General features: G+C 58.4%; 19 protein-coding genes and 2 tRNA genes. 4 read left to right on the forward strand and 17 right to left on the reverse strand.

Annotated elements, in window-relative coordinates:
- Positions 1 to 71: 71 nt before the first annotated feature.
- From acs to C4J88_RS22925, 3 genes are all read left to right on the forward strand, one after another.
- On the forward strand, positions 72 to 2,009 hold the full coding sequence (gene acs, locus C4J88_RS22915; RefSeq protein WP_124408186.1) for an acetate--CoA ligase: 1,938 nt from the start codon (positions 72 to 74) through the stop codon (positions 2,007 to 2,009).
- A 124-nt stretch (positions 2,010 to 2,133) separates the two neighbouring features.
- Positions 2,134 to 3,150: a class I SAM-dependent rRNA methyltransferase gene (locus C4J88_RS22920; protein WP_124408187.1), complete on the forward strand. Its 1,017-nt coding sequence runs from the start codon at positions 2,134 to 2,136 to the stop codon at positions 3,148 to 3,150.
- A gap of 87 nt (positions 3,151 to 3,237) precedes the next feature.
- Positions 3,238 to 6,171 carry a DUF748 domain-containing protein gene (locus C4J88_RS22925; RefSeq protein WP_124408188.1) on the forward strand — a complete coding sequence of 978 codons (2,934 nt, stop codon included), beginning with the start codon at positions 3,238 to 3,240 and terminating at the stop codon, positions 6,169 to 6,171.
- A 294-nt stretch (positions 6,172 to 6,465) separates the two neighbouring features.
- On the opposite strand, the gene C4J88_RS22930 is transcribed toward C4J88_RS22925, so the two are convergent.
- The 16 genes from C4J88_RS22930 to rlmE form a co-directional block, all read right to left on the reverse strand.
- The gene (locus C4J88_RS22930; protein ID WP_124371891.1) at positions 6,466 to 7,086 is read right to left on the reverse strand and encodes a BON domain-containing protein; all 621 of its coding nucleotides are present in this window, start codon (positions 7,084 to 7,086) and stop codon (positions 6,466 to 6,468) included.
- A 295-nt stretch (positions 7,087 to 7,381) separates the two neighbouring features.
- Complete coding sequence (gene pnp, locus C4J88_RS22935) at positions 7,382 to 9,487, reverse strand: polyribonucleotide nucleotidyltransferase (protein WP_124408189.1); 2,106 nt, start codon at positions 9,485 to 9,487, stop codon at positions 7,382 to 7,384.
- Positions 9,488 to 9,681: 194 nt separating this feature from the next.
- Positions 9,682 to 9,951 (reverse strand): 30S ribosomal protein S15, encoded by a 270-nt coding sequence (gene rpsO / locus C4J88_RS22940; RefSeq protein ID WP_003176135.1) that lies wholly within the window; start codon positions 9,949 to 9,951, stop codon positions 9,682 to 9,684.
- 114 nt (positions 9,952 to 10,065) lie between these two features.
- Entirely contained in the window at positions 10,066 to 10,983 is a 918-nt protein-coding gene (gene truB, locus C4J88_RS22945) for a tRNA pseudouridine(55) synthase TruB (RefSeq protein ID WP_003176136.1), read from the reverse strand.
- A 3-nt stretch (positions 10,984 to 10,986) separates the two neighbouring features.
- Positions 10,987 to 11,382 (reverse strand): 30S ribosome-binding factor RbfA, encoded by a 396-nt coding sequence (gene rbfA, locus C4J88_RS22950; RefSeq protein WP_003176137.1) that lies wholly within the window; start codon positions 11,380 to 11,382, stop codon positions 10,987 to 10,989.
- 159 nt (positions 11,383 to 11,541) lie between these two features.
- Positions 11,542 to 14,058 (reverse strand): translation initiation factor IF-2, encoded by a 2,517-nt coding sequence (gene infB, locus C4J88_RS22955; RefSeq protein ID WP_124364436.1) that lies wholly within the window; start codon positions 14,056 to 14,058, stop codon positions 11,542 to 11,544.
- A gap of 27 nt (positions 14,059 to 14,085) precedes the next feature.
- On the reverse strand, positions 14,086 to 15,567 hold the full coding sequence (gene nusA / locus C4J88_RS22960; RefSeq protein WP_057725019.1) for a transcription termination factor NusA: 1,482 nt from the start codon (positions 15,565 to 15,567) through the stop codon (positions 14,086 to 14,088).
- Positions 15,568 to 15,614: 47 nt separating this feature from the next.
- The gene (gene rimP / locus C4J88_RS22965) at positions 15,615 to 16,073 is read right to left on the reverse strand and encodes a ribosome maturation factor RimP (RefSeq protein ID WP_164484568.1); all 459 of its coding nucleotides are present in this window, start codon (positions 16,071 to 16,073) and stop codon (positions 15,615 to 15,617) included.
- Positions 16,074 to 16,213: 140 nt separating this feature from the next.
- Positions 16,214 to 16,290: transfer RNA gene (locus tag C4J88_RS22970), tRNA-Met, on the reverse strand.
- A gap of 96 nt (positions 16,291 to 16,386) precedes the next feature.
- Positions 16,387 to 16,472: transfer RNA gene (locus C4J88_RS22975), tRNA-Leu, on the reverse strand.
- A gap of 21 nt (positions 16,473 to 16,493) precedes the next feature.
- Entirely contained in the window at positions 16,494 to 16,877 is a 384-nt protein-coding gene (secG, locus tag C4J88_RS22980) for a preprotein translocase subunit SecG (RefSeq protein ID WP_010206600.1), read from the reverse strand.
- 4 nt (positions 16,878 to 16,881) lie between these two features.
- Entirely contained in the window at positions 16,882 to 17,637 is a 756-nt protein-coding gene (gene tpiA, locus C4J88_RS22985; protein ID WP_003194193.1) for a triose-phosphate isomerase, read from the reverse strand.
- 66 nt (positions 17,638 to 17,703) lie between these two features.
- On the reverse strand, positions 17,704 to 19,041 hold the full coding sequence (gene glmM / locus C4J88_RS22990) for a phosphoglucosamine mutase (RefSeq protein ID WP_124368380.1): 1,338 nt from the start codon (positions 19,039 to 19,041) through the stop codon (positions 17,704 to 17,706).
- A 16-nt stretch (positions 19,042 to 19,057) separates the two neighbouring features.
- On the reverse strand, positions 19,058 to 19,909 hold the full coding sequence (gene folP / locus C4J88_RS22995) for a dihydropteroate synthase (protein ID WP_124408190.1): 852 nt from the start codon (positions 19,907 to 19,909) through the stop codon (positions 19,058 to 19,060).
- Between the two features lie 8 nt (positions 19,910 to 19,917).
- Positions 19,918 to 21,828 carry an ATP-dependent zinc metalloprotease FtsH gene (gene ftsH, locus C4J88_RS23000; RefSeq protein ID WP_124364440.1) on the reverse strand — a complete coding sequence of 637 codons (1,911 nt, stop codon included), beginning with the start codon at positions 21,826 to 21,828 and terminating at the stop codon, positions 19,918 to 19,920.
- A 200-nt stretch (positions 21,829 to 22,028) separates the two neighbouring features.
- On the reverse strand, positions 22,029 to 22,679 hold the full coding sequence (rlmE, locus tag C4J88_RS23005; RefSeq protein ID WP_032862906.1) for a 23S rRNA (uridine(2552)-2'-O)-methyltransferase RlmE: 651 nt from the start codon (positions 22,677 to 22,679) through the stop codon (positions 22,029 to 22,031).
- 105 nt (positions 22,680 to 22,784) lie between these two features.
- On the opposite strand from rlmE, the gene C4J88_RS23010 reads away from it, so the two are divergent.
- Positions 22,785 to 23,093, forward strand: a complete 309-nt coding sequence (locus C4J88_RS23010) for a YhbY family RNA-binding protein (protein WP_124364441.1) — start codon at positions 22,785 to 22,787, stop codon at positions 23,091 to 23,093.
- A 9-nt stretch (positions 23,094 to 23,102) separates the two neighbouring features.
- Here the strand turns inward: C4J88_RS23010 and C4J88_RS23015 are convergent, their stop codons facing one another.
- Positions 23,103 to 23,507, reverse strand: coding sequence for an MFS transporter (locus C4J88_RS23015; protein ID WP_124408191.1), 405 nt, complete (start codon positions 23,505 to 23,507; stop codon positions 23,103 to 23,105).
- Positions 23,508 to 23,525: the final 18 nt, after the last annotated feature.

Raw genomic sequence — 23,525 nt, forward strand, 5'->3', positions numbered from 1 at the left:
GTTGGCCTTGAACCCTCTCTCCTCAGGGTGCATCTTTATGACTTGTCGCAAAACAAGAATAAGGAGCGCTCATGTTCGATATCAGCCAATTCCCCCGCGCCGATGCCGTCCGTCGGGCTGCGCAACTCAGTCAAGAGGACTATCAGCGCCTCTATCGCCAATCCATCGAACAGCCGGATACCTTCTGGGCCGACCAGGCCAAGAGCTTTCTCGATTGGATGGCGCCATGGCACACCGTTCATAGCGCCGACATCAGCACCGGTGCTGCGCAATGGTTTGCCGGTGGTCAACTGAACGTCAGCTACAACTGCATCGACCGTCATTTGCCACAGCGTGCCGATCAGCCGGCCTTCATCTGGGAAGGCGATGATCCGACACAATCGTCCACCATCACTTACCGCGAACTTCATCAACACGTCAGCCGCCTGGCCAACGTGCTGAAGAGCCGTGGCGTAAGCAAAGGCGACCGGGTGTGCATTTATATGCCAATGATCCCGGAAGCGGCCTACGCCATGCTGGCCTGCACACGCATTGGCGCGGTGCATTCGGTTGTATTTGGCGGGTTCTCACCGGACGCCCTGCGCGACCGCATACTGGATGCCGACTGTCGCACGGTCATCACCGCCGATGAAGGCGTACGCGGCGGCAAACCGGTCGCGCTGAAACACAACGTGGATAAAGCCCTGGCCAATTGCCCGAACGTCAGCACCGTCCTGGTGGTCCAGCGCACCGGCGCAAGCGTGAACTGGAACGAAGGCCGCGACCTCAAGTACCAACACGCCGTGGAGGCCGCGAGCGACGATTGCCCGCCCGAGCCAATGGACGCCGAGGCCCCGCTGTTCATTCTTTATACCTCCGGCAGCACGGGCAAACCCAAGGGCGTCTTGCACAGTACCGGCGGCTATCTGCTGCAAGTGGCGATGACCTTCAAGTACGTACTGGACTACCGCGAGGGCGAAGTGTTCTGGTGCACCGCCGATGTGGGTTGGGTTACCGGCCACAGCTACATCGTCTATGGCCCCCTGGCCAATGGCGCTACGTCGTTGATGTTCGAAGGTGTGCCAAGCTACCCGGACAGCTCGCGCTTCTGGCAGGTCATCGACAAACACCAGGTGAACATCTTCTACACCGCGCCAACCGCATTGCGCGCCCTGATGCGTGAAGGTCACGGCCCGCTGCAAAGCACTTCCCGCGCCAGCTTGCGCCTGCTGGGCAGCGTCGGTGAGCCGATCAACCCGGAAGCCTGGGACTGGTACTTCAACGCCGTCGGCGAACAGCGCTGCCCGATTGTCGATACCTGGTGGCAGACCGAAACCGGCGGCATCATGCTCAGCCCTCTGGCCAGCGCCCAGCTTATCAAGCCAGGGTGTGCCACCCAGCCGATGTTCGGCGTACAGCCGGTGTTGCTGGATGAGCAAGGCAAGGAAATCAGCGGTGCCGGCAGCGGCGTGCTCGCGATCAAAGCCAGCTGGCCGGGGCAGATTCGCAGCGTCTATGGCGATCCGCAACGCATGCTCGACACCTACTTCAAACCCTACCCCGGTTACTACTTCACCGGCGACGGCGCGCGGCGCGATGAGCAGGGCGATTACTGGATCACCGGGCGAATCGACGATGTCATCAACGTATCCGGCCATCGCATCGGGACTGCCGAGGTAGAAAGCGCCCTGGTGCTGCATGACCTGGTCGCCGAGGCCGCGGTGGTCGGCTACCCCCACGACGTCAAAGGCCAGGGCATTTATGCGTTCGTCACGCCAATGAACGGTGTCGAACCCAGCGATGCGCTGAAAAAGCACCTGCTGGAGTTGGTCAGCAAGGAAATCGGCAGCTTCGCCAAGCCGGAATTGATCCAATGGGCGCCCGCCCTGCCAAAAACCCGCTCCGGCAAGATCATGCGCAGGATTTTGCGCAAGATTGCCTGCAACGAGCTGGACAGCCTGGGCGATACCTCGACGCTGGCCGACCCGAGCGTGGTGGATGGCCTGATCGACGCACGCCTGAACCGATAGCAACGCTTGAACGGATAGCAACACCTGAACGATAGCCTCGAAATAACCCCCGGCCTGTTCAGGCCGGGGCTGTTAAACTGCGCGCCCCCTTTGTACTCATTTACCCGCAAGCAAGGCGCGCTCCATGACTCCCTTGAACCAGGCGCTGCGCGCCGCTCTCGATCATCGCCAAGACCTGATCAGTGAACTGCATGCCCAAGGTACCGATTGCTACCGTTTGTTCCACGGCAGCCAGGAAGGCGCCGGCGGCCTGACAATCGACCGCTACGGTCCGCAATTGTTGGTGCAGAGCTTCCACCAATCCCTGCAAAGCGCTGATCTGTTGGACCTGCACCAACTGATCAACCACTACATGGGCCTGGAGTTACTGCTGGTATACAACGACCGCTCCCGTGGCAATTCGCGCATCGACCGTGAAGACGCGGTATACCGCGCCGAACCTGCCGCACTGGAAGACCTGGTCGGTCACGAATGGGGCCTTAATTACCGTGTGCGTGGACGGCATGCCGGGCAGGACCCGCTGCTGTTTCTCGACCTGCGCAACACTCGCGGCTGGGTCAAGGACCACAGCGCCGGTAAAAGCGTGCTCAACCTGTTCGCCTACACCTGCGGCGTCGGCTTGAGCGCCGCTGCCGGTGGCGCACGCGAGGTCTGCAACCTGGACTTTGCCGAGGGCAACCTGGCCGTAGGGCGCGAGAACGGCCTGCTTAACCCGCATGTGCCGACGATGGAATTCGTGCAGTCCGATTATTTCCCTGCCATTCGCCAGCTGGCCGGCCTTGCGATTACCCAGCGCCGTGGCCAGAAACTGCCGAGCTATCCGCGCCTGGAACAGCGTCAATATGACTTGGTGCTACTCGATCCCCCCGCCTGGGCCAAAAGCGCGTTCGGCACCGTCGACCTGTTGCGCGACTACCAAAGCCTGCTCAAGCCGGCATTGTTAGCCACCGCTGATAATGGGGTGCTCATTTGCTGCAACAACCTGGCGAAAGTGAGCATGGAGGACTGGCGCGAACAGGTGCTGCGTTGCGCGGAAAAAGCCGGCCGCCCTGTGCGCGATTGGCAGGCCATGGCGCCGGGAGCGGACTTTCCGTCGAAAGATCAGCAACCTCCGCTGAAGACCCTGATCCTGCAATTGTAGGAAGTTTCCCAAGCCCCGCGGTTCTTCGGAACCGAAATCCCGTGCCATACTCCAAGGCACTCTCGTTCGACATAGATGGCGTCACCCATGCTCAAAGGATTGATCCGCGCCCTAGGCGCCTTGTTGACCGCCCTTGCGTTGTACAGCTTGCTGGGCTTCCTGATTCTGCCCGGCATTGCCCTGCGCATTGCCAACCAACAGTTGGCCGATTACGCGACGGTACCGGCGCGTATCGAGCGTATCGAGCTCAACCCGTTCAGCCTGGAGCTGACGCTATGGGGCCTGAAGATTGGTGAACCGGGCAAGGAACAGTTGGGTTTCGAGCGCCTCTACGCCAACCTGCAGATCGACAGTCTCTGGACCCGCGCCCTGCACCTGGCCGATGTACAACTTGATCAGCCCAAGACCGAACTGCTCTTCGACAAGTCCGGCCAACTGAACCTGGCGCAGTTGTTCAAGTTGCCGCCGAGCGAACCAACCCCCGCCGACCCCGATGCCAAGCCTTTCCCGCTGCGTATCGACAGCATCAAGCTAGCGCGCGGTTATGTGCACTTCCAGGATCTGCGCCCCAGCGAACCCATCGAATTTCTCTACGACACACTCGACTTCGAGCTGAAAAACCTCAGCACCTTGCCGGAAGATAACGCCGACATGACCCTGGTGGCCGCCGGTCCCGAGGGTGGGCAGATCGACTGGAAAGGCAACTTCAGCCTGGTACCGATCACCTCCGAAGGCTCGCTGAAAGTCACCGACGGCAAGATGAAAGCCTGGTGGCCGTACGTGCGCGATGCGTTGCCGCTGGTGCTCGAGGACGGTGTGCTCAATTTCAGCACCGACTATAAATTCAGCCTGGCCAAAGAGACCGAACTGAACCTGACCAACACCACCGCCAGCATCGCGCCCTTTGCGATCAAGGCGCCGGATGGCCGGCCCTTGGCACGCCTGGAACGCCTGGACGTCAGCGAGACCACGGTGGACCTGGCCAAACAGAAGGTGGTGATCGGCAAGATCCGCAGCAACAAGCTGGAAACCTGGGCTGCCCGCGAAGCCGACGGCCAACTGGATTGGCAAAAGCTGTTCGCCAGCCAACCCGGCAAACCGGCCAAGCCCCCTGAGCCCGCCTCCGCGCCAGCCACGGCCGATTCGCCAGAAGCGCCACCGGCGGCGCCGAACAAACCCTGGCAAGTGCTGCTCAAGGATGTGCAACTGCGCAATTACCAGGTGCACTTGGCTGACCGTCAGGCCAACCCTGCGGTAGCCCTGGAGCTGGGCCCGTTGAACGTCGACGTGCAGAACTTCGACAGTCTCAACCAGAGCCCTTTTAGCTTGAAGGTCGACACTGGCCTGGGCAAGCAAGGCAAGATCCAGGCAACCGGCGAGGTCAACCTGAACCCGGTCAGCGCCAAGCTGAAGGTGAACACCCAGGACATCGACCTGCGCGTCGCCCAAGCCTACATCAGCCCGTTCATCCGCCTGGAGCTGCGCAGCGGCATGCTCGGCAGCAACCTGGACGTGAACCTGAAAAGCACCGAGCCGCTGGCCCTCCAGGTCACCGGCCGGGCGCAGATAGATCAGCTGCACACCCTCGACACCCTCAAGTCCCGCGACTTCCTCAAATGGCAGCGGCTGGTGCTGGAAGGCGTCAATTACCAGCATGGCGACAGCCTGACGATCGACAAGGTCAACCTGCTGCAGCCCTATGCGCGCTTCATGATCAACGATGACCGCACCACCAACATTGACGACCTGCTGATTCCACAGCCGGCCGACAGCGGTACCAAGCCAGCGGCCAAGTCGGCATCAAGCAAAGACAAGCCGCTGGGCATCCGCATCGGCCAGATTGCGATCAACGACGGCTCGGCCAATTTCGCCGACTTCAGCCTCACACCCAACTTCGCCACCGCGATTCAACAACTCAACGGCCAGATCGGCACCATTGACAGTCGCCAGGCCAAGCCGGCCAGCGTCGACATCAAGGGCAAGGTAGACCGTTATGCGCCAGTGACCATCAAGGGCAGCGTAAACCCGTTTGACCCCATGGCAGCGCTGGACATCGCAACCAGCTTCAAACGCGTCGAGTTGACCACCCTGACCCCGTACTCGGGCAAATTCGCGGGTTTTCGAATCCGCAAGGGTCGCCTCAACTTGGACTTGCATTACATGATCACCAAGGGCCAGTTGAAGGCCGAGAACAAGGTGGTGGTCGAGCAGCTGCAACTGGGTGAGAAGGTCGACAGCGCCGATGCCGTAGACTTGCCGATTCGCCTGGCAATTGCCCTGCTCAAGGACAGCGACGGCAAGATCTCCATCGAATTGCCAGTCACCGGTGACCTGAACAACCCACAATTCAGCGTGATGCCGATTGTGTGGCAAACCCTGCGTAACCTCGTGGTGCGCGCAGCGACGGCACCCTTCAAGTTCATTGGCGGGCTGGTTACCGGCGGGGGCTCGGAAGACCTGGGTAATGTGTCGTTCGCCGCAGGCTCAAGTGAATTGAATAAAGACGCCGAAGGCGCCCTCAACACGCTGGCCAAGGCACTCAAGGAACGCCCTGCCCTGCGCCTGGAAATCGAAGGGACCGCAGCGGCCAGCAGTGACGGCCCGTTGCTGGCCGCACAACGGCTGGAGCGTGAGTACCAGTACAACTACTACAAAATCCTGCAGCGTCGTGGCGATAAAGTCCCGGCCCAGGCGTCATTGCTTGTCGTGCCGGAGAAGGAAAAGCCGCCTTTGCTGGAGGGCATCTACCGTACCCGTCTGAAACAGCAACCACCGGCCGAATGGAAAGACCTGAGTAACGATGAGCGCACAGCGAGGCTCAAGGGCGGCGTGATCAAGTTCTGGAGTGGCAGTGACGTGCTGCTGCGCCAGCTGGGCCAGGACCGCGCCAGTACCATCAAGGACTATCTGGTGGATAAGGCGCAGCTGGAAGACGACCGCGTGTACTTCATTGATGCGCAGTTGGGGCAGGCTGAGAAGGATGGTCGGGTCGTGACGCCGATGCACTTGGATGCCGAGTAACCCTAAGCTCACCTAAAACAAGATGTGGGAGGGGGCTTGCTCCCGATTGCGGTGTAACAGTCGACATATCATTGACTGACCTACCGCTATCGGGAGCAAGCCCCCTCCCAAATTTTTTAATCCTCGTCTGGCCGGCAAATTATTGCGCATCAAATAGAACAGGCCCCGACACAAGTGCCGGGGCCTGTAATGACCACATCCGTGTGGTCCGTCGCATGAACTCCAGAGGTGCATGGGATGGATAACTAACTCACCCCACGCCGCCGCCATTCAGTCCAGACGAAACCTGCAGCGTTACTCTGCTTTCAGGCCATCAGCCGATACAGCTTTAACGCCTTTGATTTTCTTGGCGATCGCAACAGCCGTTTCTTTCTGCGAAGCGGTTACGGCGGTAGGGGACGACAGGGACACAACGCCTTTGTTGGTTTCAACCTTGATGTCGGTGCCAGGAATACCTTTCTCGGTAACCAGGTCAGCCTTCACTTTGGTGGTGATCCAAGTGTCGCTAGTCGCCTCTCCAGCGTTATGGGCTGCGCCTTTGGTTTTGTCGATACCGTCAGCCTTGGTAGCGCCGCCGGCCAGCAGGCCGTCTGCAGAAACAGCAGTCACGCCTTTGATTTTCTTGGTGATCGCTACAGCTGTCGCTTTCTGCGAGTCCGAGATAGCTACGTCGGAAGACAGGGAAACCACGCCTTTGTTGGTTTCAACCTTGATGTCCGAACCTGGGATGCCTTTTTCAGTCAGCAGGTCAGCTTTGACTTTGGTGGTGATCCAAGTATCCGAAACGCTTTCCTTAGCCTGGGTCGCTTCACCAGCCGCCAGGGTCATAGGGGCTTGGGAAGTCTGAGCAAAGGCTACGTTAGCACCCATGGCCAGAGTCAGAGCGGTAGCAGTAGCGAGAGCGAACTTCTTCATACGAGTAACTCCTGTTTTATTAAAAGACTGCAGTACGTAAATCTTGGTGCTGCAGCGCTACCAGGGATATTGCAGGCAGTGTGCCAAGTCGCCAAGTAGCTAAAACCCCTTATAAAACAATGAGTTAAAAAATAGCGTAATTTTCGGAATCGTGCAACTTGCATGAAGGTCATCGTGCCTGCATGCAAGTTGCGGCTTTTGGGAGGGGCTAAACAGCTGATTCCGCTTCACTTTCTCGCACGCATAAAAAAAGGACTCCGTAGAGTCCTTTTTTCAGCGTAAAGCTTGCGGGTGATTAAACGCCCGAAGCCTTGGCTGCTGCTACGTCCTTGATGGACAGTTTGATACGGCCGCGGTTGTCCACGTCCAGTACCAACACTTCCACTTCCTGGCCTTCTTTGAGAATGTCGGTCACTTTCTCGACGCGAGCGTCGCTCAGCATGGAGATGTGAACCAGACCGTCTTTGCCCGGCAGGATGTTGACGAAGGCGCCGAAGTCGACGATGCGCTCAACCTTACCGACGTAGATCTTGCCGATTTCGGCTTCAGCGGTGATGCCCAGGACGCGCTGACGTGCAGCTTCAGCCGCTTCCTTGGTTTCGCCGAAGATCTTGATCGAACCGTCGTCTTCGATATCGATCGAGGCCTTGGTCTCTTCACAGATCGCACGGATCGTCGCGCCGCCTTTACCGATGACATCACGGATTTTGTCGGTGTCGATTTTCATCGCGATCATGGTCGGAGCATTTTCCGACAGCTCGGTACGCGACTGACCAATGATCTGGTTCATCTGGCCGAGGATGTTCAGGCGCGCTTCCAGGGCTTGGCCCAGAGCGATTTCCATGATCTCTTCGGTGATGCCCTTGATCTTGATGTCCATCTGCAGCGCGGTCACGCCTTTGGCGGTACCGGCTACCTTGAAGTCCATGTCGCCCAGGTGGTCTTCGTCGCCCAGGATGTCGGTCAGGATGGCGAACTTCTCGCCTTCTTTAACCAGGCCCATGGCGATACCGGCAACCGGCGCCTTCATCGGCACACCGGCGTCCATCAATGCCAGAGAAGCACCGCAAACGGAAGCCATGGAGCTGGAACCGTTGGACTCGGTGATTTCCGATACAACACGAATGGTGTACGGGAACACGTCAGCGGCCGGCAGCATGGCCTGGACCGAACGACGGGCCAGACGGCCGTGACCGATTTCGCGACGACCAGCGCCACCCATGCGACCACATTCGCCCACCGAGAACGGAGGGAAGTTGTAGTGCAGCATGAACGGGTCTTTCTTCTCGCCTTCCAGGGTGTCCAGCAGCTGTGCGTCACGGGCGGTGCCCAGCGTCGCGACTACCAGGGCCTGGGTTTCACCACGGGTGAACAGCGCCGAACCGTGAGTCTTCGGCAAAACGCCGACTTCAATGTTCAGTGGGCGTACGGTGCGGGTGTCGCGACCGTCGATGCGCGGTTTGCCGTTCACGATGTTTTCGCGAACGGTGCGGTATTCGATTTCGCCGAAGGCTGCTTTGACTTCGCTGGCGGAAGGCTGGCCTTCTTCACCGGACAGCTTGGCCACGACCTGGTCCTTCAACTCGCCCAGGCGAGCATAACGGTCGGCCTTGACGGTGATGGTGTAGGCATCGGAGATGGCAGCGCCGAATTCTGCGCGGATAGCGCCCAGCAATTCGGTGGCTTCAGGCTGTGGAGCCCAGGCCCAGGTTGGCTTGGCGGCTTCGGCAGCCAGTTCTTTAACGGCGTTGATCACAACCTGGAACTCGTCGTGAGCAAACAGTACGGCGCCCAGCATCTGGTCTTCGGTCAGCTCTTTGGCTTCCGATTCAACCATCAATACCGCTTCCGAGGTACCGGCAACGACCATGTCCAGGCTCGAGGCTTTCTGTTGCTCGTAAGTCGGGTTCAGCAGGTAGCCGGTGCTTTCGTGGAACGCAACGCGGGCAGCGCCGATCGGGCCATCGAAAGGAATGCCGGAGATGGCCAGTGCAGCCGAAGTACCGATCATCGCAGCGATGTCCGGATCGGTTTTCTTGCTGGTGGAAACGACGGTGCAGACAACCTGCACTTCGTTCATGAAGCCTTCTGGGAACAGCGGACGGATCGGACGGTCGATCAGTCGGGAAGTCAGGGTTTCTTTCTCGGAAGGACGGCCTTCGCGCTTGAAGAAACCGCCAGGGATCTTACCGGCAGCGTAAGTCTTTTCCTGGTAGTGAACGGACAGAGGGAAAAAGCCTTTGCTCGGGTCAGCGGTCTTGGCGCCAACAACGGTCACCAGTACGGTAACGTCGTCGTCAACGGTAACCAGCACTGCGCCGGAGGCTTGACGGGCGATACGGCCTGTCTCGAGGGTAACGGTCGACTGACCGAACTGGAATTTTTTGATAACCGGGTTCACGGTGTCCTACCTTCTTTGTGGCTCTTGGGGAACTTGTTTTCTTGCGAAATTCTTGGGCAACGTCGGGAATCGGCCCAACCTTTGTCCAGGGTAAAACGTGTATCCAGATAAAACTTGAGGCTGGGAGCCTGCCATGGGCCAGCGGGAATCCCACTGACACACGGCAGACAACCAACCTCTAGCGCAATCGCTGATTAGCGACGCAGACCCAGGCGACCGATCAGAGCCTGATAACGACCCAGATCCTTGCCTTTCAGGTAGTCCAGCAGCTTACGGCGCTGGTTTACCATGCGGATCAGACCACGACGGGAGTGGTGATCTTTACCGTTGGCCTTGAAGTGACCTTGCAGTTTGTTGATGTTGTGGGTCAGCAGTGCAACTTGCACTTCTGGCGAACCAGTGTCACCAACAGCTTGCTGATAGTCAGCTACGATTTGTGCTTTTTCTTGAACGTCGAGAGCCATGAGGCAATCCTTTTTTCAGGAAACCACCCAGGGGTAGTTTCAACAGGCCAGGGACAAATCCCTGTATCTAAAAATGAGTGTTGACCATGCCTGTTAACAGCCACACTCGTTCGGTCATTCTGACCGAATCAGTCGACGCGGCGCGATGCGCCCGTCTTCGCTCACTTCACCGATACCGATAAAGCGACCGTTATGATCCTGTACTCGCACCATGCCGAACTTCGGAGCATCCGGGGCGCGTACCGGCTGGCCGTTGAGCCAGTAGAACGCGCTGTGTTCCGAGAAGTGCAGCAATGGCCAATCCAGCAAACCGCTGTCCGATGGCATCAGGAAGCGATCTACCGCTTCGTTGCCGCCTTCGGCGTGTACCGCTTCGAGCTCTTCCAGCGTGACCGTCTGGGCCAGGGTGAAAGGGCCGGCCTGTGTACGTCGCAGTTCGGCAACGTATGCGCCACAGCCCAGTTGCTCACCAATATCTTCCACCAGCGTACGGATATAGGTGCCTTTGCTGCAGTCCACGGCCAATCGGGCGGTGTCACCTTCACAGGCGAGCAATTCCAGCCGGGCAATAGTAACAGAACGCGGTTCACGCTCCACCACTTCACCCGCACGTGCCAGCTTGTAAAGAGGTTGCCCGTCACGCTTGAGAGCCGAGTACATCGGCGGTATCTGGCTGATTTGCCCACGGAAAGCGGGTAAGGCAGCCTCGATATCGGCACGACCAACGGTCACGTCGCGAACTTGCAGAACATCACCTTCGGCGTCGGCCGTGGTGGTGGTCTTGCCCAGTTGCATCAGGGTTTCATAACCCTTGTCGGAATCGAGCAGGTATTGCGAGAACTTGGTCGCCTCGCCAAAGCACAACGGCAGCACGCCGGTAGCCAGCGGATCGAGGCTACCGGTGTGCCCGGCCTTTTCGGCGTTGAGCAGCCAGCGAACCTTCTGCAACGCGGCATTGGAGGTAAAGCCAATGGGCTTGTCGAGCAGAATGATGCCACTGACGTTACGGCGGATACGTTTGACCTGAGCCACCGCTTACTCCTTGGCGTCTTCAGGTGTGGACGGATGCTGGCTGTCTTCAGCCACGGCGCGCTCGATCAGTGCCGACAGGTGTGCGCCACGTACGACGCTTTCGTCGTAGTGGAAGTGCAACTGCGGAACGCTGCGCAATTTCATTTCACGGGCCAACTGCATGCGCAGGAAACCTGCGGCCGAGTTGAGCACCTTGATGCTTTGCGCGATTTCTTCGCTGTTGTCCTGGCCCATCACGGTGATGAAGATTTTGGCGTGACCCACGTCACGGCTCACTTCAACGGCGGTGATGGTGACCAGGCCAACGCGCGGGTCTTTGACTTCGCGACGGATCAGTTGGGCCAGCTCGCGCTGCATCTGATCGCCGATACGTTGGGTACGGCTGTATTCTTTTGCCATGTCTTGTTACCTGTTGCTGCCACACGGTGAAACCCGTGGGGTCTGAAAGCGGCAAACGCCCGGCCTGACAAAAGCCAGACCGGGCGTTGCGTTTAGAGTCCGTACGCTGCGCGGGGCATTTGCATGCCCACACGCGGCGTGGCTCCGGAAGTGCGCGAGTTAGAGGCTGCGAGCAACCTGGACCTTCTCGTAGACTTCGATCTTGTCGCCAGGCTTGACGTCGTTGTAGCTCTTGACGCCGATACCGCATTCCATGCCGGCACGTACTTCGGAAGCGTCATCCTTGAAGCGGCGCAGGGATTCCAGCTCGCCTTCGAAGATAACGATGTCTTCACGCAGTACACGGATTGGACGGTTACGGTGCACAACACCTTCAATAACCATGCAACCGGCGATCGCGCCGAATTTCGGCGAGCGGAACACGTCACGCACCTCGGCAACACCCAGGATATTCTCCCGAACGTCGCTGCCAAGCATGCCGGTAAGGGCCTTCTTGACGTCTTCGATGATGTCGTAGATGACGTTGTAGTAACGCATGTCCAGGCCTTCCTGCTCGACGATCTTGCGAGCGCCAGCATCGGCACGCACGTTGAAGCCGAACAGTACAGCGTTGGAAGCCAGTGCCAGGTTGGCGTCGGATTCGGTGATACCACCGACACCGCCACCGACAACGCGCACTTGCACTTCGTCGTTACCCAGGCCGTTCAAGGCGCCGTTCAACGCTTCAAGGGAACCGCGTACGTCAGATTTGAGGACGATGTTAAGCGTCTTCTTCTCTGCCTGGCCCATGTTCTCGAAGATGTTTTCCAGCTTGCCGGCGTGAGCACGAGCCAGTTTGACTTCGCGGAACTTGCCTTGACGGAACAGAGCCACTTCACGGGCTTTCTTCTCGTCGGCAACCACGCTCATCTCGTCGCCAGCGTCCGGGGTACCGTCCAGGCCGAGGATCTCGACAGGGATGGAAGGACCGGCTTCCTTGATTGGCTTGCCGTTCTCGTCGAGCATGGCACGCACGCGGCCATAGTTCGAACCGACCAGCACCATGTCGCCTTGGCGCAGGGTACCGTCTTGAACCAAGACGGTTGCAACCGGGCCGCGACCTTTGTCGAGACGCGATTCAACCACAACACCACGACCTGGAGCCGATGGAGTTGCTTTCAGTTCGAGTACTTCAGCCTGCAGCAGGACTGCTTCGAGCAGTTCGTCCACGCCAGTACCGACTTTGGCCGAGACCGAAACGAACGGCGTATCACCGCCCCACTCTTCGGATGTCACGCCGTGAACCGACAGTTCGCTACGGATGCGATCGAGATCGGCGCCCGGCTTGTCGATTTTGTTCACTGCAACAACCAGTGGAACGCCAGCGGCCTTGGCATGCTGGACAGCTTCAATGGTCTGCGGCATCACGCCGTCGTCCGCTGCAACGACCAGGATCACGATGTCAGTCGCCTTGGCACCACGGGCACGCATTGCGGTAAACGCGGCGTGACCTGGGGTGTCGAGGAAGGTGACCATGCCGCGCTCGGTTTCAACGTGGTACGCACCGATGTGCTGGGTGATACCACCGGCTTCGCCAGCAGCTACCTTGGCACGACGGATGTAGTCGAGCAGGGATGTCTTACCGTGGTCAACGTGGCCCATTACGGTCACAACTGGCGCACGGGAGAACGTCTCACCTTCAAACTTCAGGGACTCGGCCAGGGAATCTTCCAGGGCGGTGTCGCTGACCAGGGTCACTTTATGGCCCAGTTCTTCGGCTACCAGCTGAGCAGTTTCCTGATCAAGCACCTGGTTGATGGTCGCTGGAGTACCCAGTTTGAACATGAACTTGATGATTTCAGCAGCCTTGACCGACATCTGATTGGCGAGATCGCCAACGGTGATGGTCTCGCCGATCTGCACATCACGCACGACAGGGCCGGTTGGGCTCTGGAAACCGTGGGCGTTGCGTTTTTTCAGCTTGGCCTTGCCGCGACCACCGCGACGGAAGCTATCGCTCTCTTCGTCGGTAGTACGTGGGGCAACGCGTGGAGCAGGCGCTTTCTCTTTGACCGAGGCACGATGCGGAGCGTTTTTACGCTCGCCATCGCCACCACCACCGCGACGATTGTTATCGTCGGCACGCGGTTTGTCCGGACGACGAGGTTCGTCGCGCTTGCGGGCATCTGCTGCAGGAGCAGGTGCGGCAGCCACCGGAGCGGCCTCACGCACAGCTTCAACAGGAGCGGCAACCGCGTCAGTGTTAGCAGGTTGCGCAGCAGTAGGCTGGCGACGCGCTTCTTCTTCGGCGCGACGCTTGGCTTCTTCTTCAGCCTTCTGACGAGCAGCATTTTCTACTGCGCGACGCTCTTCAAGTTCGCGTTTGCGCTCGGCTTCGATTTCTTCCGGGCTGCGCTGTACGAAGACTTTCTTCTTGCGTACTTCAACGCTGATGCTCTTGCTACCCGCTACACGCAGGGTGCTGGTGGTTTTGCGCTGCAATGTAATCTTGCGCGGTTCTTCCACTTTCGCCTTGTGGCTGCTCTTCAAGTGAGTCAGCAAAGACTGCTTCTCACTATCGCTCACACCTTCATCGGCGGCGGTGTGCGGCAGACCTGCCTCACGCATCTGCTGCAACAGGCGCTCTACCGGTGTTTTGACCTCATCGGCCAGTTGTTTCACCGTGACTTGCGTCATGCACTTCTCTCCTCAGGCCGCGCCTAATTACTCGAACCAATGGGCTCGGGCGGCCATGATCAACTTGCCGGCACGATCTTCGTCAATGCCGTCGATGTCGAGCAGATCGTCAATAGACTGCTCGGCCAGGTCTTCGCGGGTAATTACGCCGCGCACCGCCAGTTCCATCGCCAAATCCTTGTCCATACCCTCAAGCGAGAGCAGGTCTTCGGCCGGATGGGCGTCTGCCAGCTTTTCCTCAGTAGCGATGGCTTTAGTCAACAAACGATCCTTGGCCCGAGCGCGAAGCTCGTTGACGGTGTCTTCGTCAAAGCCGTCGATGTTGAGCATTTCTTCCAACGGTACGTAGGCAATCTCTTCCAGGCTGGTGAAGCCCTCATCTACCAGCACCTGAGCCAGGTCTTCATCGACTTCCAACTCTTCGATAAAGTTGCGCAGGATGTCGCCGGTTTCAGCTTGCTGCTTAGCCTGGATGTCCGATTCGGTCATTACGTTCAGGGTCCAACCGGTCAGTTGGCTGGCCAGACGCACGTTCTGACCACCACGACCAATGGCCTGAGCCAGATTGTCTGCGCCAACGGCGATGTCCATTGCATGGGCATCTTCGTCAACGATAATTGCCGCCACTTCAGCTGGCGACATGGCGTTGATCACGAACTGCGCCGGGTTATCGTCCCACAGGACGATGTCCACACGCTCACCGCCCAACTCACCCGACACTGCCTGGACGCGCGAACCGCGCATACCAATGCAAGCGCCCTGCGGGTCGATGCGTTTGTCCTTGGAGCGGACCGCGATCTTGGCGCGCGAACCCGGATCGCGGGACGCAGCCATGACTTCGATCAGGCCTTCGGCAATTTCCGGCACTTCGATACGGAACAGCTCGATCAGCATTTCCGGCGCGGTACGCGACAGGATCAACTGAGGGCCGCGGTTCTCGGTGCGGATTTCCTTGAGCAGCGCACGCAAGCGCACGCCGACACGGAAGGTTTCGCGAGAAATGATGTCTTCACGGGCCAGCAACGCTTCAGCGTTGTTGCCCAGGTCGACGATCACGTTGTCGCGGGTGACTTTCTTCACGGTGCCGGAGATGATTTCACCCAGGCGCTCGCGATAGGCATCGACGACTTGAGCACGCTCGGCTTCGCGAACCTTCTGCACGATGACCTGCTTGGCGGTCTGTGCAGCGATACGGCCGAACTCGATCGATTCGATCTTCTCTTCGACGACATCACCGACGTTGGCGCCAGGGTGCGTTTGCGCAACCTTGCTCGGCCAGGTTTCAATCGCCGGATCATCAAGATCGGCTTCTTCGACGACCGTCCAGCGACGGAAAGTCTCATAGGCACCGGTGTGGCGGTTGATTTCCACACGCAGATCAACTTCATCTTCGAAACGCTTTTTGGTCGCAGTGGCCAGGGCCAGCTCCAGCGCTTCAAAAATCACGTTTGCCGGTACGCCCTTTTCATTGGATACCGACTCAACAACCAGCAGTACTTCTTTGCTCATCGTACGCCTCGCCTTTCGCAAGCCATTGGATCCGCGGGATCCGCGTCTCAGCCAAAACTGGGAATAATGTTGGCCTTGTCGATCATATCGATCGGCAACAGGAACTCATGGTCTTCTACCTGCACCACGACATCCTGCTCTTCTACACCGCGCAGAAGGCCCTGAAAGTTGCGTCGCCCCTCGAAGGGGGAGCGCAACTTGATCTTCACTTGTTCACCGGCAAATTTTGCAAACTGCTCAATAGTGAACAGTGGGCGTTCCATGCCTGGCGAGGAAACTTCAAGGGTGTATTCAACGGCGATTGGATCTTCAACATCCAGGACACCGCTGATCTGACGGCTGACAATGGCACAATCGTCCACCAGCACGCCGCCCTCTTTATCGATATAAACGCGCAACATTGAGTGGCGACCTTGAGCCGAAAACTCAATACCCCAGCATTCATAGCCTAGGGCCACGACCACCGGGGCCAGCAAGGCCTGCAACTCTTCTAGCTTGCTCGACACCTGAACCCCCTCGTGCATGTATGTGCATGCTGTGCAAAATAAAAAAATGGGCGAAACGCCCATCCTTGAAACGCCGTCGAACAGCGGCGTTGAAAGTGTCCAGCTAACAAAAAGCCCCTTAAAAGGGGCTCCGCTAAAACTGGTTGCGGGGGCCGGATTTGAACCGACGACCTTCGGGTTATGAGCCCGACGAGCTACCAGACTGCTCCACCCCGCGACAAAGCTGGGGCGGAAGTATACGACCGATCCCTTACAGGGTCAATGTAACCTTCCACCTACAAGAAAGCCCGCAACAGCGGGCTCTCCTGATAATTGGTACCGAGAAGGGGACTCGAACCCCTACACCCTATGGGCACAACCACCTCAAGGTTGCGTGTCTACCAATTCCACCACCTCGGCAATACAGCGCTTACAACCTTCTTACTTCTGCTCTTGAGCTGGAGGCACGTCAGTCGCTGGAGTAGCCGACTTTTGCTCTTGAAGCACCGGGACATCATCAGAAGCCGGTTTTGCTTTTGGTACTTCCAACACTGCTGGGTTTGGCAAACCTACTTGAGTCAGCACATGAGCTTTCTCTTTAGCAAAGTAACCTAACCCTAAGCTGGTTATGAAGAAACCGGCGGCAAGTATAGCAGTAAACTTACTAAGAAAGGTAGAGGAACCTTGGCTTCCGAATACAGTATTTGAAGCACCTGCACCGAAAGACGCACCAGCATCCGCACCTTTGCCCTGTTGCAACAAAACCAGGGCAACTACGCCCAGGGCAGCCAACAGATGAAAAACGACTACGACTGTTTCCAGCATTTTTTCAGTTTCCCGCGGCGCGACAGATCGCACCGAACTCATCTGCATTCAGGGAAGCTCCACCAATGAGCCCCCCATCGATATCCGGCATGCCGAACAGTTCGACCGCATTGGCCGCCTTCACGCTGCCGCCGTATAGAAGACGCACACCTTGTGCGACTTCAGAATTCTCTGCCGCCAACTGCGCGCGGATGGCTGCGTGCACATCCTGCGCCTGTTGCGGTGTAGCAGTCAGCCCGGTGCCAATGGCCCAGACCGGCTCGTAAGCAATGACCGCTTTTGCAAATGCACCGACACCCAGCTCTTCGATGATGCTGCCCAGCTGACGCGAGACAACTTCAAGTGTCTTGCCCGACTCACGCTGCTCAAGGGTTTCCCCAATGCACAACACTGGAATCAAGCCACAAGCCTGTGCCGCTGCGAACTTGCGGTTGAGGGTTCCATCACGCTCGCCCATCATCTGACGACGCTCGGAGTGCCCGACAAGCACATAGGAACAGCCCGCATCAACCAGCTGACTCGGCGAAATCTCACCGGTCAACGCACCTTGCATGGGCTCCACCGCAGAGTTCTGCGCGCCGACCTGAATCGACTTACCCTTCAAGCCATCAACCACTTGGTTGATATGCAAGCAAGGCGGGAACACCGCGACATCAACACCGCTAGGCAAGGCCAAGTGACGAAGGCCATTGATCAGCTCAGCGACACTGGCGCGGGTACCGTGCATCTTCCAGTTACCAGCTACCATAGTGCGACGCATGCTGTACCCCGTCGGTCAAAGTGGGCGCAGATGTTACCCAACCACATCACCACTGGCAAGCCGAATTCAGGCGCAAACTTCAGTTACCAGTTTTGCCAGGTCTTCGGCATGGCCGCGAACCTGTGTTTCGTCCTCGCCCTCGACCATCACCCGCACCAGAGGCTCTGTGCCGGACTTGCGCAATAACACACGCCCACGCCCGGCCATCGCCTGGGTCACGCGCTCGCACGCTTCTTTGACAGAAGGGTGCTCGATCGGGTTTGCGCCACCGGCGAAACGCACGTTGAGCAGTACCTGCGGACACTTGCGCAGCGCCTGTCGCGCTTGGGCCAGGCTTTCCTGACGGCGACGCAAGGCCAGAAGCACCTGCAGCGCAGCGATGATAGCGTCGCCCGTAGTGGTGTGCTGGAAGCACACCACGTGCCCCGAATTCTCACCGCCCACCAGCCAGTTGCGCTCCAGCAGCTCGGCGATCACATAACGATCGCCGACATTGGCCCGAATAAACGGAATGCCCAGCTCCGCCAACGCCAACTCAAGCCCGAGATTACTCATCAGGGTGCCAACGACGCCGCCCTGCAGCTTGTTACGCTCATGCAAGTCTCGGGCAATGATGAACAGCAGATCATCGCCATCCACGATCATGCCGGTGTGATCCACCATGAGTACGCGGTCGCCATCGCCATCGAATGCGATGCCCAGGTCCGCGTGCTCAGCCAGAACGGCCGCCTGCAACTGCTCCATGTGCGTGGAGCCGCAGTTGTCGTTGATGTTCAACCCGTTAGGCTGGGCCGACAGCACGGTGACCTGCGCACCGAGCTCCTTGAATACGCTCGGCGCCACTTTGTAGGTCGCACCATGGGCGCAATCGACGACGATCTTCAGCCCGGCAAAACTGGTGCTGCTCGGAACGCTGCTCTTACAAAACTCGATGTAGCGGCCGGAGGCATCATTGATGCGCGACACCTTGCCCAGCTTGCTGGACTCCACCACCGTCATCGGCGCATCCAGCAGCTCTTCGATCATCAGCTCGATCTCGTCCGGCAGTTTGGTGCCCTGCCCCGAGAAAAACTTGATGCCATTGTCGTCATGGGGATTGTGCGAAGCACTGATCACGATACCGGCTTCAGCGTGAAAGGTACGCGTCAGGTAGGCGATCGCCGGCGTCGGCATGGGGCCTAGCAGCATTACATCGGCGCCGGCAGCGGACAACCCGGCCTCCAGCGCGGATTCAAACATGTAGCCCGAAATACGCGTGTCCTTGCCAACCAGGATGCGGCACGCGCCCATGCTGCGGAACGCCATACCTGCCGCCCAACCCAGCTTGAGCATGAAATCCGGCGTAATCGGGTATTCACCGACCCGACCACGGATACCGTCGGTGCCAAAATATTTTTTAGTCATGAGTGCTCCATCATTCTTATTCGGCTGATTCTACAGCGGCAATCATGCGCACCACGTCCATCGTCTCGGCGACGTCATGCACACGCAAAATACGAGCGCCCTTGGTCACGGCAAGCGCAGCCAGCGCGAGGCCGCCAAACAAGCGCTCACCCACCGGGCGATTCAAGGCCTGCCCTATCATGCTCTTGCGCGAAACGCCGACCAACAGGGGCCGACCGAGGGCATGCAGGGCTTCCATATGTTTGAACAGGCTTAAATTATGTTGCAGGGTCTTGGCGAAGCCAAACCCCGGATCAAGGATGATCTTTTCAGGACCAATGCCCACGCTGGCGCACTGAGCGACCCTGTCGGCAAGAAAACCACAGACTTCGCCCACCAGATCGTCGTAGTGCGGATTATCCTGCATATTGCCGGGTTCGCCCAGCATATGCATCAGACATACCGGCAGGCCAGTCGCCGCAGCAGCGTCGAGAGCACCGTCACGCCGCAACGCACGCACATCATTGATGAGCCCCGCCCCCAGGCGCGCAGTCTCACGCATCACTGCCGGCGTTGATGTATCCACGGAGATGATCACATCCAGCTCCCGGGCAATGCGCTCGACAATCGGCGCCACCCGCTCCAGTTCCTCCACAGGAGAAACGGCGCGAGCCCCAGGCCGAGTCGACTCGCCGCCGACATCGATCAGCGTTGCACCGGCAGCCACCATCGCCTCTGCATGACGCAACGCGGCATCCTGCTGGCTGAAGCGGCCACCATCGGAAAACGAGTCTGGAGTGACATTAAGAATGCCCATGACATGTGTATGGGCCAAATCAAGAACCCGGTTGCCGCAAGGCAACCGGGTGGAGGACGACGCGAAAATCATTTCAAACCTTAGTGGTCAGCTGCAGGGCCGCCGATCGGGGCTTCAGGACGCTCATTCTGCACCACTGGCGGAGTGCCCGAGGTACCCGAACCACCTTCCCAATCGCGCGGCTCCCGAGGGGTACGACCGGCCATGATGTCGTCGATCTGATCGGCATCAATGGTCTCGTACTTCATCAGCGCATCTGCCATCGCGTCCAGCTTGTCGCGATTGTCGGTGAGGATCTGCCTGGCCGTGCCGTAGCACTGGTCAATGATGCTGCGCACCTCGGAGTCGATCAGCTTGGCTGTCTCACCCGAGAAACTGGCGCTTTGACCGCCACCGCCACGGCCCAGGAATACCTCGCCTTCTTCCTCGGCATACATCAATGGACCGAGTTTTTCCGACAAGCCCCACTTGGTCACCATGTTCCGTGCGATCTGGCTGGCACGCATGATGTCGTTGGAAGCGCCGGTAGTCACCCCATCGAAGCCCAGGGTCATTTCTTCTGCGATTCGACCGCCGTACAGCGAGCAGATCTGGCTGATCAGCGCACGCTTGGAGAGGCTGTAGCGATCCTCTTCCGGCAGGAACATCGTCACACCCAACGCACGACCGCGTGGAATGATCGACACCTTGTAGACCGGATCATGCTCAGGCACAACGCGGCCAACAATGGCGTGACCGGCCTCGTGATAGGCGGTGTTCTGTTTTTCTTTCTCGGACATGACCATGGATTTGCGCTCAGCGCCCATCATGATCTTGTCCTTGGCCAACTCGAACTCTTTCATTTCAACGATGCGCTTGCCGGTGCGGGCCGCGAACAACGAAGCCTCGTTCACCAGGTTGGCAAGGTCGGCACCGGAGAAGCCTGGCGTACCACGGGCAATCACGCCCGGAGCCACGTCGTCGCCCATCGGTACTTTGCGCATGTGAACTTTAAGGATCTGCTCGCGACCACGGATGTCCGGCAAGCCCACGACCACCTGACGGTCGAAACGGCCTGGACGCAGCAGCGCAGGGTCCAATACGTCCGGACGGTTGGTTGCGGCAATGACGATAATGCCGTCATTCATCTCGAAACCATCCATCTCCACCAGCAACTGGTTGAGGGTCTGCTCACGCTCGTCATGACCGCCGCCCATGCCGGCGCCACGGTGGCGACCAACAGCGTCGATTTCGTCAATGAAGATGATGCATGGCGCGTGCTTCTTGGCCTGCTCGAACATATCGCGAACACGGCTGGCACCGACGCCGACAAACATCTCGACAAAGTCAGAACCGGAAATGGTGAAGAACGGCACCTTGGCTTCGCCGGCAATCGCCTTGGCCAGCAAGGTTTTACCGGTACCCGGCGGGCCGACCATCAGCACGCCGCGAGGAATACGCCCGCCCAGGCGCTGGAACTTGCCCGGATCGCGCAGGAACTCGACCAGTTCACCCACTTCTTCCTTGGCTTCGTCGCAACCGGCGACATCCGCCAGGGTCGTTTTCACCTGGTCTTCCGAGAGCAGACGTGCCTTGCTCTTGCCGAAGCTCATCGGCCCGCCCTTGCCTCCCGCACCACCTTGCATCTGGCGCATGAAGAACATGAACACGGCGATAATTACCAGGATCGGGAAGCTGGCTACCAGGAGCTGGGTCCAGATGCTCTGCTGCTCAGGCTGCTTGCCTTCCACGACGACCTTGTTGTCTACCAGGTCGCCGATCAGACCGTTGTCCTGAATGGCCGGACGAATGGTCTTGAAGCTGTCGCCATCGACACGTTTGCCGGTAATCACATAGCCATCAACCGCTACGCGCTCGACCTTGCCATCCTTAACTTGCTGGATGAAGTCGGAATAGTTGAGGGTCTGCGGCTCGTTAGGGCTGGAGAAGTTGTTCATCACCGTCACCAGGACAGCCGCGATGATCAACCACAGGATCAGATTCTTTGCCATATCGTTCAATTAACTACCCTCTGAAGCAAGCTCCGCTACTGGCGCGCGCTTCGCATGATATTCACCGGCCTAACTTACTACATTACCTACACCACTGGCAGGCGCCGTCTGTAACCCTTTGTGAAACTTTAACTACACAATATTCGTAAAGCTTCGTGACGAAAGCGATATAAAAAAACCTATCGCCCTCCTCCAATTCCTCAAAAACGCTCTTCGCTCGCCGCGCCTTCCACACCGCGAAAGCCGCGGCAGAGCAGGTATTGCTCACGGGACCTGTCCCGGGAAGAGTCAGGTTTACGCGTTTGAACCTTGTCAAACAGCTTGCGGATGTTCTTGTGGTACTCATCAAACCCTTCGCCCTGGAAGACCTTGACCAGAAAATCACCACCCGGACGCAACACCCGTCCAGCCAGATCCAGTGCCAATTCGCACAGGAACATGGCGCGCGGCATATCAACAGCCGGTAATCCACTCATATTGGGGGCCATGTCGGAAATCACAAGGTCTACCTGCGAATTTCCGACGGCCTCGAGGATCTGCGCGAGCACGGCGTCCTGAGTGAAGTCCCCGTGAACAAAGGTCACATCGGGGATGCTGTCCATTTCCAGGATGTCGGAAGCGATCAACCGGCCCTGCCCACCAATCAGACGACTGGTCACCTGGGACCAGCCTCCGGGAGCAGCGCCCAGGTCGATAACGCTCATGCCAGGCCGGATCAGTTTGTCCTTGTCCTGGATCTCCAGCAGCTTGTAACTGGCCCGGGAACGGTAGCCGTCCTTCTGCGCCTTTTTGACGTAAGGATCGTTGAAATGTTCTTGTAGCCACTTAAGGCTGGTTTTGGAACGGGCCACGGGCCACCTCGAAAATAAAACGGGTCGTGATTAACTGGGCGGTCCCGGACTCGCTCGGGTAAACTGGCCGCCGCTTTTTACAAGATCAGACGCAGGGGTCAGATTATGCCGCTCACTCAAGAGCAGAAGAAACAGTACAAATCCATTGGCCACCATTTGAAACCAGTTCTGATTGTGGCAGACAACGGTTTGACTGAAGGTGTGTTAGCCGAGTTCGAACGCGCACTCAATGATCATGAACTGATCAAGATCAAGGTCAATATCCTTGATCGCGAAGCGCGCCTGGCCGCCATTGCAGAACTGTGCAAGGTTGGCAAAGCGGACCTGGTTCAGGTTATCGGCAAGATGGCGCTGCTGCATCGCAAGAACTTCAACGTCAACAAGCAACTGTCGAACGTTCATCGCTTCAAATGATGACAAGGGTCAAGGGCGTGCTTCGCGCGCCCCGCCGCTCCATCCCGGCGCAGGCTGTATCGCCAGCACCAAGCCAGAAAACCCTAGCACAAGATAGCTGAACAACTGCCAGCGCAACGCTTGCGGCAGCCACACATGCACAATGCAATAAATTGCGCACGCATACAGCGCCATCAACAGCAGTTGGCCGCGAATATCCCGCCACAAACTCCCCACGCCTTCAGCCTTGACCAGCACCAATGCCTGGAGCGTCACGCACGCTGCGGCAAACGCCACCAGCAACGCACTCAGCAATCCGTCGATCTCATCGATCAGCAGCGGTGCCAGGCCGATCAAACCCAGCGCTGGCAGCACGCCAATGTGCAACAACCACAGGCCGCCAACCCAAAGCATCTGGGAGAGCTGCCAAAGCATGGCGCCCGCACGAAGCGG

Origin of the sequence: Pseudomonas sp. R4-39-08 (assembly GCF_003852275.1) — a bacterium.
In the GTDB taxonomy this organism is placed as follows: domain Bacteria; phylum Pseudomonadota; class Gammaproteobacteria; order Pseudomonadales; family Pseudomonadaceae; genus Aquipseudomonas.

Excerpts from the sequence above, each read along its gene's own strand:
- infB (WP_124364436.1), bottom strand. The coding sequence starts at position 14,058 with ATGACGCAAGTCACGGTGAAACAACTGGCCGATGAGGTCAAAACACCG.
- C4J88_RS22930 (WP_124371891.1), bottom strand. The coding sequence starts at position 7,086 with ATGAAGAAGTTCGCTCTCGCTACTGCTACCGCTCTGACTCTGGCCATG.
- tpiA (WP_003194193.1), bottom strand. The coding sequence starts at position 17,637 with ATGCGTCGCACTATGGTAGCTGGTAACTGGAAGATGCACGGTACCCGC.
- rbfA (WP_003176137.1), bottom strand. The coding sequence starts at position 11,382 with ATGGCAAAAGAATACAGCCGTACCCAACGTATCGGCGATCAGATGCAG.
- C4J88_RS23010 (WP_124364441.1), top strand. The coding sequence starts at position 22,785 with ATGCCGCTCACTCAAGAGCAGAAGAAACAGTACAAATCCATTGGCCAC.
- C4J88_RS22920 (WP_124408187.1), top strand. The coding sequence starts at position 2,134 with ATGACTCCCTTGAACCAGGCGCTGCGCGCCGCTCTCGATCATCGCCAA.
- folP (WP_124408190.1), bottom strand. The coding sequence starts at position 19,909 with ATGATTTTCGCGTCGTCCTCCACCCGGTTGCCTTGCGGCAACCGGGTT.
- glmM (WP_124368380.1), bottom strand. The coding sequence starts at position 19,041 with ATGACTAAAAAATATTTTGGCACCGACGGTATCCGTGGTCGGGTCGGT.
- secG (WP_010206600.1), bottom strand. The coding sequence starts at position 16,877 with ATGCTGGAAACAGTCGTAGTCGTTTTTCATCTGTTGGCTGCCCTGGGC.
- C4J88_RS23015 (WP_124408191.1), bottom strand. The coding sequence starts at position 23,507 with ATGCTTTGGCAGCTCTCCCAGATGCTTTGGGTTGGCGGCCTGTGGTTG.
- acs (WP_124408186.1), top strand. The coding sequence starts at position 72 with ATGTTCGATATCAGCCAATTCCCCCGCGCCGATGCCGTCCGTCGGGCT.
- nusA (WP_057725019.1), bottom strand. The coding sequence starts at position 15,567 with ATGAGCAAAGAAGTACTGCTGGTTGTTGAGTCGGTATCCAATGAAAAG.
- rpsO (WP_003176135.1), bottom strand. The coding sequence starts at position 9,951 with ATGGCTCTCGACGTTCAAGAAAAAGCACAAATCGTAGCTGACTATCAG.
- C4J88_RS22925 (WP_124408188.1), top strand. The coding sequence starts at position 3,238 with ATGCTCAAAGGATTGATCCGCGCCCTAGGCGCCTTGTTGACCGCCCTT.
- ftsH (WP_124364440.1), bottom strand. The coding sequence starts at position 21,828 with ATGGCAAAGAATCTGATCCTGTGGTTGATCATCGCGGCTGTCCTGGTG.